This window comes from Enterococcus sp. 12C11_DIV0727 (assembly GCF_002148425.2).
Taxonomy (GTDB): domain Bacteria; phylum Bacillota; class Bacilli; order Lactobacillales; family Enterococcaceae; genus Enterococcus_L; species Enterococcus_L lemimoniae.
In genome coordinates, this window is record NZ_CP147248.1 from 1,810,438 (window position 1) to 1,831,074 (window position 20,637).

Genomic DNA, 20,637 nt, shown 5'->3' on the forward strand with positions numbered 1-20,637 from the left:
TTGCTCCTAACGATTATTTTTTATTTATTTTTTTAGCTAATGCGCTACCGCTAATTTGAATAAAACTAACGAAAAAAATCATAAGTACAATTGCTGTATACATTACCGCATATTCATAGCGTTGATACCCGTAACGTAAGGCAAAATCTCCGATACCACCACCTCCGATCACACCCATCACTGTTGAATACGACACCATGCTAATGACAACTGAAGTCAATGCCAAGACTAGACCGGATCTTGCCTCAACGTACAAAAAACGAAAAATCAGTTGTAGCTTAGTGCTACCCAAAGACTGGGACAACTCTAAAATGTCATTTGGAATTTCTAATAGTACTTGTTCAACAAGTCGGGCATATAAGGCAACTGCTACAAAACTCAAGGGCAACGCAGCGGCATAGGTTCCAAACGCCGTTCCCAATACTAAACGTGTAAAAGGAATCAAGGCTACAACAAACAGCAAAAATGGAAATGAGCGCACAATGTTGATGTAACCATTTAGCAAGACCCCAACCCAACGATTGGTTTTAGTTGGTATTTTTTTGGTCAAATAGACAAAGGTCCCCAATGGTAGACCAATGCAGATGGCGGCAATGATCGAAATCATAATCATAATGCCACTTTCTGTTAAAGCTTTGCTTAATTCTGGGAGGTAATAGCTTATTTTATCGATATATTCTGTCATCATCCTAAACTCTCCCGAACTCTTTCATAATAAGAACTAAATTGTGTCTGTTGTTGTTCTTTTTGAATTTCTATGGTCTCTAAAACTTTGCCATTTTCTAAAATCGCTGTCCGATTGCATAATTGCTTGATCAAATTCAGTTCATGGCTAACAATGACCATGGTAGTCCCAAAAGTTTGGTTGATCCGTTGCAACAATGCCAAAACATCATAAGCGTTTTGACCATCCAAGGCGGAGGTTGGTTCATCACAAAGTAAAATCTCCGGCTGTGTAATCAATGCTCGAGCAATCCCTACACGTTGTTTTTCACCGCCACTTAGTTGTTTTGGGTAAGATTCTCCTTTATCTGACAGACGAACAAATTCTAAAACTTCTCGGACTTTTTGCGGATCATACGCTCTATTTAAGCGTAGCGGTAGAGCGATATTCTCATTCACGGTTTGATTGTAAAGTAAATTAAATTGTTGAAAAATCATCCCGATCTTTTTCCTACTTTGCCGTTTTTGAGCATCACTTAGCTGCATCAAGTTGGTTCCAGCGATGTTGATTTGCCCTTGACTTGGCAACTCTAACGTATTGATCATGCGCAGTAATGTTGATTTTCCTGAACCACTCTCTCCAATCACACCAAATATCTCATGATGTTGGATTTGCAAATCAACCTTATCTAAGGCTGTAATAGATGTATCATTATGACGATAGATTTTTGAAACTTGGTCAAACGTAATCATTTCATATCCTCCAACTTAATCAACCAACAACTGGACAAATTCTTCTTTAGTAACATTGGCAAAATAATCATCGATTCTAATCGGTGCTAATACCTGTTTAATTGCTTCCGGTGCATATTTACAGCCAATCAATAAATCAGCTACTTCCTGTGTATCTTTTTGACTAAAGTAATCACCATAAATCGTGATTGCTGTGATTCGATCTTTTTCTATAGAAATGTTCGCTTCAATTAAGCCACCTTTGAACTTCTCTTCTCTTTTGATTGTGTATTTCGGTTCTTCACCAAATATCCAAGCATCATTTGCATAAATGTCTGCAACTAATTGGTCGATTGCCTGCTCATCTGCTTGGGTCAATTTATATTCGTGCGTTTGGATAGCCTCCATCGTATCAGCACTAAATAAATGCAGTAATAGCTTATCTCGAAAAGCTTCTGTGGTAATATCTTGGTATTCCTTCGCCAAATAGGGTTTGAGATTTGTCACTCGACTTCTAACTGACTTGGTACCTTTTGAAGCTAACTTTTTTTCAGAAACAGTCAAAACTCGACTGACTTCATCTAAGTCAACATCCAGCATCAAAGTGCCGTGGGAATACATTTTTTTATTTTTAGTATACATCGCATTCCCAGAGAATTTTTTCCCATCGATCATTAAGTCATTGCGCCCACTGACCTCAGCCCCCGTTGCCCCCATTTCATGTAGAGCTTCAATGATTGGCTGTGTAAATAGTTTAAAATTACCAAAAGAGGCATGATCCGCATTCACAACAAAACTAAAGCTCAAATTGCCTAGATCATCGTAAACAGCACCTCCACCAGATAATCTTCTCGTAATCATAACTTGATGTTCCTTAGCATACTTTAGATCCACTTCAGCTCGCACATTTTGATTGCGTCCGACAATCACACAAGGTTTTTGAATATAAAATAAAACAAGTGGTTCATCAAATGTTCGCTGATTCAACAAATATTGTTCTGTGGCTAAATTTCGACGAATGTCTTGCGAGGGCATAATAACATAATACATTTACTTCCTCTTTTCTATAAAAGTGCTTTCAACAGTGTCAACTCGAAAATTCTGATAATTCCAATAACAGATTCAGTCTATCATTTCTAATTATAAAATTACATATATTTGCTCAAAAAAGCTCTATATTATAAGGAAAATCAATATTTTATATAACAGAAATTTAAACATGAGACAGTTTTTAGTACACAAAAGGCACTCCTGAGTATGTACTGAACAGGAATGCTTTTCCCTAACTCAAAAATATTATTAACTAAATGTCAAGTGGTTTCCCTAGAGAAACAAACAACTAAAAAAGTGGCAGAAAACCAACAATCAGTTTTCTGCCATCTTTTTTAAACTTAAAATGTCGGATTATTTTTAATCATCTCTTGGTACCACGCAAAAGATTTTTTCTTTTTCCGCGCTAAAGTCCCTGTTTGATCATCATTTTTATCCACATAGATAAAGCCATAACGTTTTTTCATTTCACCAGTCGTTGCACTGACTAAATCAATCGGTCCCCACATTAGATAACCAAAACAATCCACATAATCTTCAACGATTGCTTTTTCCATTTGTTCTAAATGCTTTTGTAAATAGTCAATCCGGTAATCATCTTGGATCGATCCATCAGGTTCCACCTGATCCACTGCACCTAAGCCATTCTCAGTAATGATGATCGGCAAACCATAGCGTCTATAAACATAGTTTAAGAGATATCTTAACCCAGTTGGATCAATTGCCCAGCCCCATTTACTCTTTTCAAGATACGGATTTTGAACACCGCCAAATAACGTTTCTTCATTGTCGTCGTCCCCTTCATAATGGGCCACACTTGAAGAATAATAATTTAAGCCTATAAAATCCAGTTTGCCTTTTACAAAGGCTTCTTGATCTGCTTTAGAAACCTCTAATTCGATTCCTTGAGCCTTGTATTCTTTCAATTTGTACTCTGGAAATTTTCCCATACACATGGCATCAATCTGATAAAATTCACGGTCTGTTTCTTTCAATGAATTCATGACATTTTGCGGATCACAGTTTAACGGATAAGCCGGAGTTAGACCAAAAACACAGCCAACTTGATTTATTGGATCAATTCTACGTGCTAATTCAACAGCCTTCACACCTGCTAAAGTCATGTTGTAGCTAATTGTCGCCAAGGTTTGCTTTTTGTTTTTCATGTCCGTATATTTCAGCCCCGCAATAATATAGGTAAAAATATCAGAGGCTTCTGTTTGCGGATCAATATGATTCATTTCGTTAAACGTTACCCAATAACGGACTTTACCTTTTAGTGCTTCAAACATTGATTGACAATACTTTAGATAAAAGTCAATGACTTTTCTGTTCGTCCACGAGCCATATTCTCTGACTAAATGAACAGGCATTTCAAAATGATATAAGGTCACGATCGGCTCAATGCCATTTTCCAATAATTCATCGACTACCTTTTGATAAAACTGTATCCCTAATGGATTGGCTTGTACTTCATCTCCTTTAGGATAGATTCTTGACCAATCAATAGAAATACGTAGTGCTTTAAAGCCCATCTCAGCAAATAAAGCAATATCTTCCTTATAGTTATGATAAAAATCGATCCCATCATGAGATGGATAATACTTATCTTTCTCGATCGTCTGACAAATTTCACGTGGGGTTTCATGGCTTCCCTGAGTGACCAAATCCATGATTGCCACACCTTTACCATCTTGATCCCAAGCACCTTCACATTGGTGAGCAGCAATACTGCCGCCCCATAAAAATTCATTTTTTTTCATTGTGTATTCTCCTTAACTTAAAAGCCTAGCAGGCTCGTCCAATTCTTCAGAAAACAAATACTACTTTACATCTATTCAGTCCATTCATAGTGTTTTGTAGTACGCCTTAGCACTTGCTCTCAGGAATGGATGAACTAGCCCGCGAAATTAGATATTATAAAATAACGGTCAAACACTCATCTTCGGCAAATAAATTTTCTTGCGCTGCTGGTATCACGTCTAAATAATCCATTGTATTCGTAATGACTACGATAACTGTTGGGTCATAGCCATCTTTTTTGATTCCTTCAAAATCAACTGTTGATAATAATTGACCTTGTTTCACCTGGTCGCCTTGTTCCACGATTGTATCAAAGTGCTTTCCATCAAGTTCTACCGTATCGATACCAATATGGATCAGTACTTCTACGCCTTGTTCTGTTTTGATACCGATTGCATGTTTCGTTGGAAAAACAGCTGATACTTCACCTGCAACAGGCGCAATGATTTGACTATCACTTGGAATAATTCCTAATCCTTTACCTAATGCACCCGTTGAAAATGCTTGATCGTTGATTTCAGCTAATGGAACTAATTTTCCTTCAACAACTGACGCAAGAGGAACTTTTTTTACGTTGCCAGCCGAAGCTTGTTCTGTTTCGTTCACGGGTTCTTTTGCTTCTACATCTTTTTCTTCCTGAGGTATCCCTAAAATGTATGCTGCAACACCCGCTGCTACAAAACCAACCACCACACTGATGATCATAAAGATCAGATTAGAGAAATCTTGATTATCTGCATACGACGGTAGACCCATCAAGCCCCAAACAATCGAATAGGTTTTAACGTTCATCAGACCAGCAAACAAACCACCCATTCCGCCACCGATCATAACGGCAATAAACGGTCTTCTATATTTAATAAAGGCACCATAGATTGCTGGCTCTGTTACACCCATCAAGGCACTAAAACTAACTGTCCCAAATAATTGTTTTTGTTTTGAATCTTTTGCTCTTAGGAAGTAGCCTAACATAGCACCAGATACAGCTAAATCAGAAATGGTTGCTGCTGCTAAGAAAATCGGATCGTACCCCATTTTGTTCACAAAGTTCAGTGCTAATGGCATCATGAAATTTCCGGCACCTAACATGATCAAGAACGGTTGGAATGCTGCATAAAGCATCACAACAATCCAGCTACCAAATGTATTGTGTAAAACTTCAAAGAACCAACCAATACCATCACCGATCCAAATACCGATCGGTCCGAATACCAATAATGTCACGGGCAAACAAATCACCATGATCAATAATGGATTTAAAAAGTATTGTAAAAACTTCGGAACATATTTCTTTAATAATACCGTTAATTGCCCCATAAACCAAACAGCTAAAATAATTGGAATAAATGAGTTCGCATAAACCATTTGCGGTAATTGAATCCCAAAGATGCTCAAACCTGCTACATCATTGATTGAATTTGAAACAAGTGTTGCAGCTAACGCTACTGCCAAATATGGACTTGCTTTTAAACGCTTTGCACAAGACATAGCAATTAAAATTGGTAAAAAGAAAAACACTGCTGAACGGATCGAATCTAATAATTGATAGGTTGGACTGTCTGCAGAAATCAACCCAGTGATTGAAAATAAAGATAAAAAACCAGCAAGTAATCCAGAAGCAATAATCGGTTCGATTACTGGTGTCATTGTTTCAGATAGTAAATCCATTGCGGCTTTTAATGGGTTCTTTTTCTCTTTCACTTCGAGTTCTTCATCTGAACTTGGCGATAGTCCCAACATACTGATCAATTCTGCATGAACTTCACTGACATGTGTCCCAATGATTACTTGATACGCTACATTGTTAGAGACAACATCGATCACGCCATCTAGTGCCTTTAAACCTTCTGTATCTGCTTTTGAGCGATCGTTTAACGTAAAGCGTAAGCGAGTCATACAATGAACGACTGCTTGAATATTTTCTTTCCCACCTACTAGGCGGATGATTTCTTCATTAAATGGTTGATATTTCATTTTCTTATGTCCTCTCTTTTTGACTCCGATGCGTTACTCTATGGATATGGAGCATAAGGTAGGTTTCTTCATCGATTGTTAGATTACAGGTATATTTTTGCTGAATATAGACTCTAATTTTCTCAACACATTCAAACGAACTTGTATACATCGATTTGATTTGTCTATTCAAAACCGTATCACTTTCTTCATAACTGTTTTTCGTCATGATTCGTTGAATAAAATATTGTAAATGGGTCATTAGTCTCATGTAATTCAGTGAGCCTTCATCTAATTTGATCTGAAAATGGTACTGAATGATCGATAAGATATCTCTTAAACTTTCCATCGAACGGATCGTTTCGTCTAGATTATTCTTATCCTCCTGCAGATTGACAAAGTGCAATGCGATTGAAACGGCTTCGTCTTCTGGAAACGTCAGTTGAAATTGTTCATTGATCAAATTCAATGCATACATGCCAATATCAAAATGCTGCGGATAAAATTTCTTAACTTCCCAAGTCAATGGGCTGCGAATAAATTGTCCTTTAGCTGCACGTTTTAATGCAAATTCGATATGATCCAGTAAGGTCAAACTAAGATAATCATTTGATTTTTCACCCAACTTTTCTTCTCCGTAAGCAATGATTTGATTGACTAATGTAATATGATTCGCATCTGAATGGGACAGTAAATAACTAAAATGTTCCAACATATCATTAGAATCTAACACATAGGTCTTTTCGATTTCATGGTCATAAATCACTTGCCCGACTTTTTTTCTAAAGGCTAATCCTTTGGCATAGACGATGACCTCATTATCTCCTCGGCTTACGATTGCTACGTTGTTGTTTAAAATTTGACTTACTTTCACTTGATTTACTCCTTTCCAGAAAAAAAACTCAAACTACCCAGGAAAGGACATTCCTAGGTAGTTTGAGTTCTGCCTGCATCATTCAGTAACATACTCTATAAAATGGCTGCTTCGCCATTAACGTTTTTTTTCTTGGTTTTAGTATAATCTATTTCCCCTTAATTTGCAACGCTTTCATGGAAATTAGGATCTGATCGTTTTTTTATTTTAAATCTGCACCATTTGTTTCGATCACTTTTTTATACCAGTAAAATGAATCTTTCTTAGAACGAGCTAAAGTCCCTCTTCCTTCATCATCTAAATCGACATAGATAAAACCATAACGTTTGGACATTTCACTTGTGCTCGCACTGACTAGATCAATACAGCCCCACGGTGTATACCCCATCAGATCCACACCTTCATCGATTGCTTGTTCCATTTGTTCGATATGACTTCTTAAATAGTCGATTCGATAGCTATCATGAATACTGCCATCTGCTTCAACAACATCTTTGGCACCTAAACCATTTTCTACGATAAACAACGGTACTTGGTAGCGGTCATATAATTTATGCAAGGTTATGCGAAGGCCCACCGGATCGATTTGCCAGCCCCAGTCGCTTGCTTCTAAATATGGATTTTTCTTAGAACCAAGTAAGTTTCCACCAGTCGTATCGCCATCTTTTTCATGTGAGGCAATGCTACTCATGTAATAGCTGAAAGACATGAAATCAACCGTTCCTTCACGTAAGATTTCGTCATCTCCCGCTTCTTTTTTGATTGTGATGTTGTGATCCCGGAAAAATTTATTCATATATCTTGGATAAGCCCCACGAATTTGAACATCTGAATAGAATAAGTTACTGTGATCGCTATTGACACTTTCCATCACATCTAATGGATTGCATGTTTCTGGATAAGCTTCCATTCTTGCAAGCATACAACCGATTTGAGCATCTGGAATGATTTCATGACAAGCTCTGACTGCCAAAGCACTTGCGATAAATTGATGATGTGCTGCTTGATATTGTGCTTGTAGCATATTTTTTTCACCATCCGCTAAAATACCACCGCTTAAGTAACCTGTCATCCCAATAATATTGATTTCATTGAAAGTTAGCCAGTATTTTACTTTGTCTTTGTAACGTTCAAATAGAACTCGTGCATAACGTTCAAACGCTTCGATCGTAGCACGACTTTCCCAACCATTTTGTTTAAATGCCAATCCTAATGGAAATTCATAATGAGAAATCGTTACTAATGGTTCAATATCATATTTGATACACTCATCGAAGACTGCATCATAAAAAGCTAAACCTGCTTCATTTGGCTCCAGTTCATCACCGTTTGGAAAAATACGTGGCCAAGAAATCGATAGTCTAAATGTTTTAAACCCCATTTCCGCAAACAAAGCGATATCTTCTTTATATCTATGATAAAAATCGATGCCGTGACGTTTAGGATAAACACCCTCTTTGTCATTCATTGCAAATTCAACATCTGCTTTAGTGGTAGGTTTCAGTAATTCTGTCATACTGATTCCATTTTCCTTGATAAAACGTGCTGTATCTGCTGTTGACCAGCCTTTACCATCTTCCAAAAATGCCCCTTCAAACTGATTTGCTGCAGTTGCGCCGCCCCATAAAAAGTTTTGTGGAAATCCGCTCATATTTTCCATCCTCTCGGTCATTGATTTAGTGTATAATTGACTTAATAAACTAATCTTAACACGAGAAGAGTCAATATGATTTTTATGTTTCTGGTGTTATTTTCATTATTTCGATCTATTTTCGTTAATGTGAAAATGGATCACTACGAAGGAGCTTTTTGATGCTTGATTTATTTGATTTTCTTCATTATTTAAACACAAATAAGCGAGATGCAACTTATTCACGGATCATCATTTATCTTCTTAATCATCTTAATGAGGTTCGGACACTGACAATCACTGAAATTGCCGAAAGCTGTTTTGTTTCACCAGCAACACTAAGCCGATTCTGCCGTCATTTTGGCATTTCAAGTTTTGCCTCTTTGCGAGAGGCACTCGTTTCGTTAGGCACGATGAAAGGCCATAGTGGTTTGCGAATGAAAGAACATGAGCTGACTGATCTTAAGCATGATCCGAAAAGCTACCTAGCTTCATATGGAACTGAAATCATTACAGCGGTTAATGATGTCTTGGAGACTATCGATATTGAGCAAGTCGATCATATTTTAGCAGATATCCATCAAGCACAAGAAGTCATTTTGATTGGGTATAGCGCTACATTAGAGTTAGCAAAAGACTTACAAACATCTTTTCTTCTAAGCCAGAAACTGATTTTTATTGGGGAAACAGAAGAAACTCAGCAAGCGTTTGTGGATGAACTGAGTGAACAATCGATCGTAATCGTGATTTCCTCTTATGGCTCTTTACTTAATCGTAGCAGTGAGCTGATGAGAAAAATCAGTAATAGCCCTGCTAAGTCGATTCTTTTGACTCAACATACACAAAATACATTGACCAATCAATTCGATTTATCACTCAATGTGACCACTACCAACTATGTCCGCATTGGTAATTATCCTTTGACGTTTTTCTTGGATTATTTTGTGCGCCGTTATACAAGTTTATATCAATAAAATAGGAATCATAAATAAAAGGAGTTAGGTGTAGGTATGGGATTATTTGATTTTTTCAAACAAGAAGAACCAAAACAAACGATCGATTTAGATGAGGAAGTAGCAAAAATCGTAGCAATTTATGAAACTTATCCAGAATTCCCAGTAATGTCAGCAGAGCGTAATGTTGATGACTGGCTGAAATCAATTGCTAAAGGAACAAGTACCATTGTCCCTAAAGAAAGTATGGTTCGCAATGCCGATGGCTTACTACCTGGTGAAGTGATTTTACTGGATTGGGTCAATAAAAAAGATTCTACTCTGGCTGTTTTTCCAGAATTCTTTGAAATGGAGTTAGGGATTGATCCGGCAGCATCTACAAATGAGTTATTGTTTGCTGATTATTTGGATATTTTAAATGATGCATCGGTTATTGATTACTGGTCTCTATTTCAACTGAACGAAGTATTTGAGGAAAATGGACTGAGCAAATGTGACACTAAAACACAAGCTCTGAAACTGCTAAAAAAGGAATTCACTGCTGATTATATCGTAAATATGGTCGATCCTGGAATTTATATTTTAATAGACAAAGGTCAAGCCATTGTTGATAAATACGCAGATTTTATCCATGATTATTTAGATACACCACCAGAATAAAAAAGAAAAGCTAGGTCTAACCACTCATGTTAGACCTAGCTTCTTATTATGTTTTCTATCCAACTAACTCCCAAGGTCCCCATTGTTCTGTTCCTGGTACGTTGCCCTGAGTCCACCATTTTGCTTTATACGTCTTGCCTTGATACGTTACAACATCGCCGCCATTGTATGCTTTAGCAGCGTCCCATGCATTGGTTACAGGAGGTGTTGTACTTTCTTTCGTTTTGACTGAAACAACATTACTGTCAGCTGAAAGGTTGCCAGCTGCATCATAGGCTTTGACTGTGTAATTGTATGTCGTATTCGCTTTTAAAGCAGTATCTGTATACGTCGTTTCTGCAACGGTCCCTACTAAGACACCATCACGGTAAACTTTGTAACCAGCGAGCTTCACATTATCTGTAGCGGCTGACCAGTTTAATACTACACTAGCATCTGTAATAGTTCCAGCGGTTAAATTGCCAGGTGTCGTTGGCGGTGTCGTATCAGTTGGATCTGGATTGACTGCACCTCCACCGTAAACTGTTTGTTTACTAAGCTCTGCACCATTTTTAGCAATTCGTTGTGTCAAATCAATGCTGCTGATTCGATTTACCTCTACTGCTGCAGCGCTCGATTTTAATCTAAAGGTATAACTTGCACCTTGTGGAATTTGTTGTGCATCGTAAACCGAAGAAAGATCAACCACAACGTTTCCCTTCTCTACAGTAACAGTTCCAGCTTTATAATCACCTGCAGTCAATGTTTCAGCTGCATTTACTGGAATGTACAACTTAGGTAATTTCACTGTTTCAAAAGCAGCTTCTACCGCTTTTAGTACGTCGCCAGTTTCACCTGAAGTCTCATTGTTTTTCACTGTAATTTCATAACCAGCGCCATTTTCACTATAAGGTGCGATCGTTGCTTTGACATTTAAATCTGCATAAATCGTTTTATTTGCTGGAAGAGCAGTTGAACCAAATAAACCTGTTTTGATTGCTTTCGTTAGTTCGTCCCGTTTCGTTGTATCTGTGGCTTTGTCTTGTGATTGCATCCATGAAATCACACCACCTAATTGATTATTTTTCACATATTCTGCTTTATAACCGATTGAACGAGGGTTATCATAGGTATAAAATTCACCTGTTTTTTGATTATACATGTATGGTGCTTTGGCTACATCATCCCAATATTCTTTTAAATCAGGAGATTTAACTTTAAGATCCGAAATATTGCGATATGGCCAAACACCACCTGCACGACCGCCGTCGCCTGATTTCAAAGGATTTTTATTATTAGCACCATAAGTTGGTGATAAATCAGCATCCTTATTATTTTTTTCTGCGGCTTGGAATAGTCCAGGATTTGCCGTATCAGTTCCTGCTGCTACTTTATTCCAACCACGTGTATAAAAAGCAGCTCCAATAACAATTTTACTTGCTGGAGCACCATTAGTTTGTAAGTATTTAACCGTTTGATCTACTGAAAATCCACTAGCATAATTAGGATCTGCTGGATTGCCATAAAGCGCGCTATGATGGGCACTATTTGGTGTCCATGCTCCATTCATATCATAGGTCATCACGTTCGCAAAATCGATTACTTTAAATAATTGGTCAACATCTATACCATTTTTCAACGTATTTTGTGAAGCAGGTAAGGCAACAGATAACTCATATGTTTTACCTAAGTCTTTCCCTTGCTTATCGATCGCTGTACGGATGTCTTGCAACAATGTAATGAAATTTTGTTTATCTGCTGGTTTAGCATGTGGTGTCCCTTCATCATTGGTATTATCAACCTTATCTGGTTCACGAATAGAGGCTGGATATTCCCAATCTAAATCGACAAAATCCATGTTTGTATATTTAATAAATTTAGCAATATTACTGACAAAATTTGCACGAATCGTTGGATTAGCTGCTACATCAGAAAAGTCTCCCGATTTAGACCACCCGCCAATTGAAATCCCGATTTTTAAGTTAGGATTCTTGGCGCGAATATCTTGAATAGCATTTAAGACACCTGCACTGGCACTATTCCACTGAACGCCTTCTTGTCCAACTGGCGCACCAACTGCTGCATCTTTATCAGTAAATTTTAAATTACCGCTACTATCAAAATCTAAAAAGGCATAATTTAAATGCGTCAATTGATCCGCTGGAATATCTTTAGGATAAAAATTGTCTTCCCCACCCCAGATCGACCAGTCCCCGTAGTACATTACATTACGGTATTGAGCAGGTTCTGCTGCCACTACAGTCTTATTTGGAGTTAACACGGATAAAGATAAAACTAAACTTGAAACAATAAGAACCAGAGCAGATAAAACGTTTACATTTTTTCTAAACACTTTTTTCAAATTTTCCACCTCGTTTAAGTTTTTGTCGTGCAGGAATGATAGTCAATACTTCATGTTCTGATTTTGAGTATCCCCTACTAAAGCTCTTCTTAATCTATTCATAATAATATAACATTTTGATTGAAAGCGCTAACGATATACTTGTTAAAACGATATATTTTTATTAGTAAAGATATAAAAAAATGTAGAATAAGGCAACTAATGTCTTATTCCACAGTCTAAATTCAAACAATCACAAATTATAGGCTATTAACAACTTGGCAACATATATCCTCTTGAACGAACCGTTCAAATATATTTGGATTTGAAAGAATCATCATCAAGCTTTTTTCTCAAATGAAAAACTAAATTGGCAACACGATACTTTTTATCGCCTTCTTCCTGCCCCCATGCGTTTTCATATAATTCTTCATACGTAACAGCTTCACCTTTTCGATCAATCAATAGTTCTAGCGTTCTATACTCTAATTTGGTTAAGCTTATTTCATCTTTTCCTTCAATTTTTACAGAAAAATTTGCAGGAACTAAACGAATATCAAAAGATTTCTTGTCCTCTTTAGAGTGATCAACGAATCGATTTACACTGTGACCCGCTCTTCTTTCAAGAGTCTTTGTAATATACAACGAAAATTCATCTAAATCAGTTTGATTATTAAAAGTACCATCTGCTCCAAGTTGGAGATGGATGATTCTATTTATTTTTGTGACCTCTTCAGATAAGACCCAGATGAAACAGTTCGCAATATCTCTCACTTTAATGATCCATTCACAAGTTTGACCAATGGTTTCTACTGCTGGTTCTAGGATAAATACAGCATGTATACTGGAAATTTCTTTCGATAATTCACCTAAATCCATATGACGTAACGTGTATTCTTTTTCTTTTAACGCAGATATATATGTTGATGCATTGTTTTGAGTATCACTTACGATTGCTATGTTAAACATTTTTGATTCCCTCATTTATAATTTTTTTGATTATTACACAAGTATTCTTCTATTTTTTTAAGGATATTTACACTTTTTTTCTTCCTAATAATCAGTATAAAAAAGAAAAAGACTATTTTATTATTAATTTTGTTTGTAATTTCCACACTTTTTTGATAAAAGGGCAGGATTACGCCTTATCCTTCATGATTTATTTCATCTAATTTATTAAATAAATAAAAAAACAACTGAAACATAACTCTACGAGTTATACTTCAGTCACATGAAATCCGAATAAACAGTGGATAGAAGTACATACTTTTATCCTAACCTCTCCCAATAAATAGAAAATAAACTGTTTTATTCTATCATTTTTCCATATATTTTTTTGTTTCAATCCTCAAACAATCCTAATGCGAGTTTTTTTAGTTTGGTTGGATTCAGTTGATAGTTTTTCCCCTGTTTTATAACTAATTTTTCTTTTTGGAACTCTGCTAAGGTATAAAGCAAGTGTCTGTAACTCACACCTAAAAATTCAGCAGTCTCTGTTTGCTTTTCAGCATACAAGCCCTCAAACTCTGTCTGTAACATATACGCCGCTAAACGATGTTTCAATTCATAGTTTTGATTATTTGAAAAATGCTCGACCCTTAATAACACCTTTTCACCTAAATATTTAGCAATAATTCTTAAAAAATGATTATCATTTAATAATTCTTGTTTTACTTTGTGATAGGGTAGCGCTAAGCAAACACAACGATCGATCGCTTGTACGTCTTTTACTTGTTCTTCTACCGCCAATAGCGACAGTTCTCCTATAAAATCCCCTTTACCCAAAAACTGGATCAGAGAACGTCGACCATTTTCATGGATTTTATAGATTTTAGCTCTGCCTTCGATTATCAAAAAAAGCTGTTCGACTTCTTTATCAAAGCGGACGATGTATTCTTTATTTGTATAGACGATAATTTGGGCTTGATTTAACAGAGCATCAGAAAAATAATGAGATAAATCGAAAGGGCTATTTTTAGTTAATGCTGTTAATTGATCTAAAGAATATTTTTTCATTGCGCCTCCTAAAATGTGAGATATCTCCTATTATTATGACTGACTATTCGTTAAATTACTACTAAGAGATTAATCTAAGTCTCTATGCTTTACATTTAGGAGGTTTATCATGAAAAATTTTTTATTTTCTCTTTTCTTTTACACGCTTAGCGGCATCGGTATTAGTTTAACTCTTAAGGCGGATATTGGCGTCAGTAGTTTCAATTCATTGAATGTTGCGCTTGCGTCGATTAGTGAGATTCGAGTTGGAACCATTACTTTTTTATTGAATACTTTATTTTTGTTGCTTTATATGTTGTTATCACGAGAAAGACAACTCTTAAAGTATTTATTAATGTTCCTTTCCGTACTATGTTTGGGTAACATAATCAATTTTTGCTCTTATACCGTGTTAGCTCCCTTAGATTTGGACAATTATTTACTTAAGCTAATAGTCTTTATTATTGGTACTTGCATTGCTGGTTTTGCTACGGGAATGGTGATCTCACTTGGTGTTTTACCCTTTCCTATCGAAAGTGTCTGTATTGTTTTATCTGAGTTGACAGGTTTTTCTTTCGCCAAATTCAGATATGGTATTGATTTATTTTCAGTAACACTTTCTTTGATTCTTTCATTGAGTTACAACCTCCCTGTCTTCGTACGCGAAGGAACACTACTTAGCTTATTTTTATTGTCTGGCGTTATTTCTTTGACCAAAGCGAATTATGAGGCTCACTTACTTAAACAAAATAGCTAAATATATACAAAAAAGAAGTGGAAAAAGTGCTAATATAGCCTTCTTCCACTCCTTTTCAGTTGTCGATTTTGATAAAAGGTAATGCACCATCCGTGAAAATTTCGTCCCCACCACCATTTCTACCATGATAACTTGTTGTAAAATGCTCCACGATTTCAATGGAAACAGCTTGATTCGATTGCTTAAATGTTTTTAAAACAAAGTCTCGTTCTTCATCAATATCTGAATTTATTTTATGTGTCACTTGACCTGTAAAAATAGAAAAACCAACTTTTTTATCATAGGTTGCCGCACCCAGCCAGTCAGCTTTTCTACCTCCTGGTAAATACCAATCATCTGGTGTTTGCCAAAAGCGGATGTGATGCCTTCGTCGTGGGTTATTTTCGATTTCTTTTTCAAAAGCTAGATCTTGTTTTTTATTAAATAAAAAGAGAGAACTAACTGGCGCACTAGGATATGATTTACTAAATACACTGGCTGTGATCATATGTAAACTAGAACGAAGTGATAAAGTTTCTGCTTTCGTCCAGCCTGCATTTATAAATAGTTGTTCCAGCTCAGCTTTAGAGCCTATAAAAGCCAGATTTATTGGATCACCAAGCAATCCATCACTGGTTCTAGAGCGACCAATAAAATAATCCGGCAAGTAGCGGCCTGTCATTAGTTTGTTGATAAAAGGAATCACTAAATAAGAACTAAACAACCAGAAAAAAATATAAAGAAAAATATGGATTTTCCGTGTTAAAATTTCTGCGAATAAGGTTCTATAAACTAAATAACCAAAAACAATAATAAAAGCAAATCGAATTAATCTAAACACACTATTCAACACTGTTTGTTTTTTCATTTAAACCTTCCTCCTGACACGTTACACATCATCTGACTTAGGATCATAGGGAACGTATTGACTATAATTATCCATTTCCCCTTCAAAAAAATCATTGACAACATGGCTATACGATCCAATTCCCATTGTCCCTAATTCTGAACTTGCTTCTGTCATAGTATTCATGATTTTTTCCTGATACTCTGCAGCAGTGATCACAGCTCCTGTTTTGAGATTCTTATAAAAATCAGGCATTTCACTTCATCCTTTCTTGAATAGTACTCGTTTAATTAAATTATACTCACTTCTGAGATAAAGTCGCCTGTTAGCATGTTGCTTTGTATATAAAAAAAGAAGCAGTCCCTTTAAACGACTGCTTCTTTTCTATTTATAAATAGTAATTTCTTTTTTATTTTGCTTAATACCAACCATTAGCCATCCAGAAAGATTGAGCTGCTTCCCAAGAGCCATAACGACCTGCTACATAGCTATCCGCTACACGTTCTTGATTTGCTTCTGAATAATCTCCATTTAAGTATGAAGCATCTAATTGATATCTACCGATATACTTACCGTTTGTTGCACCATAAGAACCGCTAGATTCTTTTTGAGCAATCCACTCTTTTGCAGATGAAGTTGTCACAGCTGCTTCTGGTGCTGTTTCTTGCGCAACTGGCGCTGCTGGTACTTCTGTTGCTTGTACAGGAGCTTGCACTGTTTGTTGAGCTGCTTCTTGTTGAACTGGTGCTTGCGCTGCTTCTTCTGCTGTTCTGATTGTTAATTGTTCGCCTTCAAAGATCATATTTATATTAGAAATATGATTATCTTTTGCAATTAAATCAATCATGCTATTGTCTCCGCTGAATTGATGAGAAATAGTAGATAATGTATCTCCAGATTTTACTGTATATAAGCTATCAGCGTGCGCGTCAGTCGTTCCCATAAAAATACCAAGTCCTGCAGTCAAAGTTGTTGCGAATAAAATCGTTTTAAGTGATTTCATGTTGTTTCTCCTTTGTAAAAAATATTTTTTTGTCGTTTGTTTATCGACTTTGCATACTTTAACATCTAAAAATATTTCATAGGTGAAGATACCGTGACAATTCGTTACGAGTGTTTTCATTACGTAACGGCTTGTAAAATAAGACTGTCAAAACACTTGTTCGCTCTGGATTTTCATTTGATTTTAAAATTGAAAAAATACATGATTTTTTCTGAAATAATACTGATTTAATTTAAATATTAATTGTAATGTTACAAAATTTGGGAATTATTACAGAAAATTTCAGCTATTTCCTTTACTAAAACATGATTTCCAGTCGATTCAATCTCATTTTTAGCGCACAAAAAAAGCAGAAAGGCTTTTAAGTTCTTAGCCGTTTCTACTTTTTTTACTATCCATTATGGTCTTTTTGCTCGATCACTGATTCTAATAATCGATTTTCTGTTTGAATAATGTCAAAGAAAGCACTGATTTTCTCTAATTGCTCATAATCGATTCGATATAATTTTACTCTAGGTTTGAAAAAGAGAAAGCCTGGACGAATCTTAACACGCTCATTTATCAAATGACATTGTTCCATCATTGATTGTAAATCCATTTCTGAAACACTATTTTTAATTTTTTCAATACGTGCTCGTTCATAGACCCATTGATCTTTTGTAACGGTCATTTTTTCGGTGATCGTCACTAATTGACGATTTAAACGCCAAGATTGTTCAATAAACTTCGCTTTTTTATAAAGATCATCATACTGGATCAAATCGATACGAACTGGCTTGTACCAGTCTTCTTCATCAATAGTAGACTTCTGATGTTTTTTAAATCGTTTTAATCCACTAACGAGTAAGCTGTTTTCTATGGCGAGCAGCTCGTATTCCAATTTTTCTTTTGCTACCCGCACGCGTTCCTTTGACGCTTTTTCTCGTTTCAAACTTTCTTTTAAAAAGAGAACTTCACTTTCTTCTGTTCGAGCAAGTGCTGTTACTTCAGCCTCTTCTATTCGTTCTAGATTGGAGTCTTCTTCTTCGGCTTCTTCTTCATCTAAAAACCATTGTTCGATTTCTGATATTTCTTCTTCTGGTGTTTCTTCTATAGATACTTCTACAGGAAAACTAAGTGTTTCACCAGACAGAGGAAGCTCTTCTTCTTCTTGAAAAATAGAAAGAAGTCTTTTTTCTAAAATGCTGCTGACAGATTCACCTTTTGAATAGGCCATCTGTTCCAGGCTAGCAGAAACGGTAAATTGGATTGTTTCTTCTTCTGAAGAAAAAGAAACAGGAACCAATTCACAAAAATATGTATTAAAAGCACCATCGACTTCTTCAACAATTTTTGTCCAAACAAACTGGGGAAAAAGTTCTTCTAATTCTTCCAATAAGACATCCCAATTCAACTGAGCATTGAAAAACTGGATTTCCACATGTTTTTTAATTGGAGATGTTATGACCTTCCGAGAAAGCTCATCGTTCTCCCGAAAAGTAAGAAAATCTCCTGTTGAGCGTTCATAGAGTGTCTCACATGCGTCAATGATTTCTTCAGTACTATCTTTTTGGTAGAGAACGGTCCCTAAAGTGAATGGGATAGCTTGTTGATGAAAAAACACATCGAAATAATCATTCATTACACCGTTCTCCTTCCTTGTTTTTTATGATTGAAGTTCATAAACTGGCGCTAAAATAAGCTGTTGTCCTTCAGTTAAAAAGTATTGATCTAAGTCGTTCCACTCTTTTAACGACCACACAGAAATCCCTGTCTTTTTAGATATACTTGCTAAAGTATCGCCTTTTTTCACTTCATACGTTTCTTTTGTCTTCTTGCGAGTCGCGCTTACTTGATAATCTTTTGATTCTTTTGTAGACGTTGTTGCACTTGTTTCTTTTGTCGATTTTGTTTGCTTAGTTGTATTGGTTGTCTTTTTAGTTGATGCTGTTTTTGATTCTTTTTTAGCCGTAGATTTAGTTGTTTCTTGATTTGAAAATGCATTAGATAATTTTTGAACCATGTCCAATGAACGGTCTACTGCATCTTCTTTTGGCACTACAGTCGTTTCTTCCTCTTGTTTTGGTACACTCAATTTTTGACCGATAAATAACATACGTCGATCTAATTGATTTTTTTCTAAAATAGCTAACGTAGAAATATTATATAACTCACTGATCGATTTAAGTGACTCACCTTTTTTCACGATATGTGTAAGGTATTCAATTTTTTGATCCAGTTGATCATCTTTCTTTTCTAACTTATCAAAAGATGTATTTAATGTGATTTTTTTCGCTTTTTTGGTATTCTTTTTATCTTTTAACGTATCGTATTGTGTTAAATCATACGCATCGATCAAGCCGTTCAATTTTGAATTATAGCTAGTATCTGTCGCATAACGACCCGTTAGAAACTTCGTTGCATCTTTATGCGATTTCGTATTGGTTTTCCAAGTTCCACTATAAAACGCACTGCTGGAATCTGTACCACCTCGAAGAAGTTTCACATAATCCTCTAGTGACTCTTTATATGATGGGTACTTTCTAAAATTCGAGCGAATCGTGAACATACTTCCAGAGCCATTATCTTCACTTGTTAGAAAATTAGCACTAGAGCCTTCATAGCTTCCTTTGATACCAAATAGATTATAGTTTGGTGCAGAAGCTAAAGCGCTGTTTCCTGAAGCACTTTCTAAAATCGCTTGCGCAATCATCACTGATGCATATAAATTATTCTCACCCGCAATCGTGCGGGCATCTTCACCTATTACCTTAACAAAACTTTTCGTAGTCAGATTAGGGCTGATATGAAATACCTGATCTGATCCAGTAGAAATACTACCAGTATTACTTCCAGTTACCGTTCCAGTACTTGGTCTACTTGGCTGCTGTGCTGGTGCACTTGGCTGTTGAATTGGTCCTTGAACGGGTGGTGTTGGCTGATTAGGTGTTGGTTTGTTTGGCTTTGGCTTATTTGGTTTCGGTTTTGACGGTTTTGTTGTTGAATTCGTTGTACTTGTACTAGAACTGCTTGTTGTACTAGTTGAAGTACTAGTTGACGAATCTGTAGTTGATGTCGACGATTCAGATGTACTTGTCGAATCCGTTGTATCTTGTGTAGAGCTGGTCTCATCTGATGTACTTGTCGAATCACTGCTAGATTCTTCAGTTGACTCTGTGGTCGAAGAAGAATCTGCGCTATTTTCGGTAGTAGAACTGGTCTCTATTCCTTCTACTGTACTTTCTGTTGTTTCATGTTCCTTAGTTGAAGATAAAATTGCTACTTGCTCTTGTTCTTCGGAGCTTGAAGTTGCTTTGTCATCGATTTCTTTCGCAACAATTGGTTGAACATCGCTAACAGAAAGGACAGCACTTGAAGTAAGCAATCCCACACTCAATAATCTTAATTTTTTACTGTTTAGATTTCTCTTTTTCATTCT

At 36.1% G+C, this 20,637-nt stretch carries 18 protein-coding genes; 3 read left to right on the top strand and 15 right to left on the bottom strand.

From position 1 onward, the window contains the following. Window positions 1-13 precede the first annotated feature (13 nt). The 7 genes from A5866_RS08690 to A5866_RS08720 form a co-directional block, all read right to left on the bottom strand. Entirely contained in the window at window positions 14-688 is a 675-nt protein-coding gene (locus A5866_RS08690; protein WP_086443775.1) for a methionine ABC transporter permease, read from the bottom strand. Next, entirely contained in the window at window positions 685-1,416 is a 732-nt protein-coding gene (locus A5866_RS08695) for a methionine ABC transporter ATP-binding protein (protein ID WP_086443774.1), read from the bottom strand. The genes A5866_RS08690 and A5866_RS08695 overlap by 4 nt, the downstream gene beginning before the upstream one ends. Before the next feature lie 15 nt (window positions 1,417-1,431). Beyond that, entirely contained in the window at window positions 1,432-2,445 is a 1,014-nt protein-coding gene (locus A5866_RS08700; RefSeq protein ID WP_086278343.1) for a lipoate--protein ligase, read from the bottom strand. Window positions 2,446-2,786: 341 nt separating this feature from the next. Continuing rightward, on the bottom strand, window positions 2,787-4,208 hold the full coding sequence (locus A5866_RS08705) for a family 1 glycosylhydrolase (protein WP_086443773.1): 1,422 nt from the start codon (window positions 4,206-4,208) through the stop codon (window positions 2,787-2,789). Between the two features lie 154 nt (window positions 4,209-4,362). Further along, window positions 4,363-6,222 (bottom strand): beta-glucoside-specific PTS transporter subunit IIABC, encoded by a 1,860-nt coding sequence (locus A5866_RS08710; RefSeq protein WP_086443772.1) that lies wholly within the window; start codon window positions 6,220-6,222, stop codon window positions 4,363-4,365. Between the two features lie 4 nt (window positions 6,223-6,226). Next, a complete protein-coding gene (locus A5866_RS08715; protein WP_086443771.1) occupies window positions 6,227-7,075 on the bottom strand; it encodes a PRD domain-containing protein in 849 nt (282 codons plus the stop codon). A 202-nt stretch (window positions 7,076-7,277) separates the two neighbouring features. Then, window positions 7,278-8,726 carry a glycoside hydrolase family 1 protein gene (locus tag A5866_RS08720; protein ID WP_086278336.1) on the bottom strand — a complete coding sequence of 483 codons (1,449 nt, stop codon included), beginning with the start codon at window positions 8,724-8,726 and terminating at the stop codon, window positions 7,278-7,280. A 161-nt stretch (window positions 8,727-8,887) separates the two neighbouring features. Between A5866_RS08720 and A5866_RS08725 the strand changes: the two genes are divergently transcribed. Then, on the top strand, window positions 8,888-9,679 hold the full coding sequence (locus A5866_RS08725; RefSeq protein WP_086278333.1) for a MurR/RpiR family transcriptional regulator: 792 nt from the start codon (window positions 8,888-8,890) through the stop codon (window positions 9,677-9,679). A gap of 36 nt (window positions 9,680-9,715) precedes the next feature. Further along, on the top strand, window positions 9,716-10,318 hold the full coding sequence (locus A5866_RS08730; RefSeq protein ID WP_086443770.1) for a hypothetical protein: 603 nt from the start codon (window positions 9,716-9,718) through the stop codon (window positions 10,316-10,318). Window positions 10,319-10,373: 55 nt separating this feature from the next. On the opposite strand, the gene A5866_RS08735 is transcribed toward A5866_RS08730, so the two are convergent. From A5866_RS08735 to yeiL, 3 genes are all read right to left on the bottom strand, one after another. Then, window positions 10,374-12,659, bottom strand: coding sequence for a glycosyl hydrolase family 18 protein (locus tag A5866_RS08735; RefSeq protein ID WP_086443769.1), 2,286 nt, complete (start codon window positions 12,657-12,659; stop codon window positions 10,374-10,376). A gap of 288 nt (window positions 12,660-12,947) precedes the next feature. Then, window positions 12,948-13,607, bottom strand: coding sequence for a winged helix family transcriptional regulator (locus A5866_RS08740; protein ID WP_339099653.1), 660 nt, complete (start codon window positions 13,605-13,607; stop codon window positions 12,948-12,950). A 372-nt stretch (window positions 13,608-13,979) separates the two neighbouring features. Next, window positions 13,980-14,654, bottom strand: coding sequence for a transcriptional regulator YeiL (gene yeiL / locus A5866_RS08745; protein ID WP_339099654.1), 675 nt, complete (start codon window positions 14,652-14,654; stop codon window positions 13,980-13,982). A gap of 109 nt (window positions 14,655-14,763) precedes the next feature. Between yeiL and A5866_RS08750 the strand changes: the two genes are divergently transcribed. Beyond that, window positions 14,764-15,390 carry a hypothetical protein gene (locus A5866_RS08750; protein WP_086443767.1) on the top strand — a complete coding sequence of 209 codons (627 nt, stop codon included), beginning with the start codon at window positions 14,764-14,766 and terminating at the stop codon, window positions 15,388-15,390. A gap of 55 nt (window positions 15,391-15,445) precedes the next feature. On the opposite strand, the gene A5866_RS08755 is transcribed toward A5866_RS08750, so the two are convergent. The 5 genes from A5866_RS08755 to A5866_RS08775 form a co-directional block, all read right to left on the bottom strand. Then, window positions 15,446-16,237 carry an LssY C-terminal domain-containing protein gene (locus A5866_RS08755; protein ID WP_086443766.1) on the bottom strand — a complete coding sequence of 264 codons (792 nt, stop codon included), beginning with the start codon at window positions 16,235-16,237 and terminating at the stop codon, window positions 15,446-15,448. A gap of 21 nt (window positions 16,238-16,258) precedes the next feature. Then, window positions 16,259-16,471, bottom strand: coding sequence for a hypothetical protein (locus tag A5866_RS08760; RefSeq protein ID WP_086278318.1), 213 nt, complete (start codon window positions 16,469-16,471; stop codon window positions 16,259-16,261). Between the two features lie 163 nt (window positions 16,472-16,634). Next, complete coding sequence (locus A5866_RS08765; RefSeq protein ID WP_086278316.1) at window positions 16,635-17,219, bottom strand: LysM peptidoglycan-binding domain-containing protein; 585 nt, start codon at window positions 17,217-17,219, stop codon at window positions 16,635-16,637. A 391-nt stretch (window positions 17,220-17,610) separates the two neighbouring features. Beyond that, complete coding sequence (locus A5866_RS08770; RefSeq protein ID WP_086443765.1) at window positions 17,611-18,840, bottom strand: hypothetical protein; 1,230 nt, start codon at window positions 18,838-18,840, stop codon at window positions 17,611-17,613. 24 nt (window positions 18,841-18,864) lie between these two features. Further along, entirely contained in the window at window positions 18,865-20,634 is a 1,770-nt protein-coding gene (locus A5866_RS08775) for a glucosaminidase domain-containing protein (protein ID WP_086443764.1), read from the bottom strand. Window positions 20,635-20,637 lie beyond the last annotated feature (3 nt).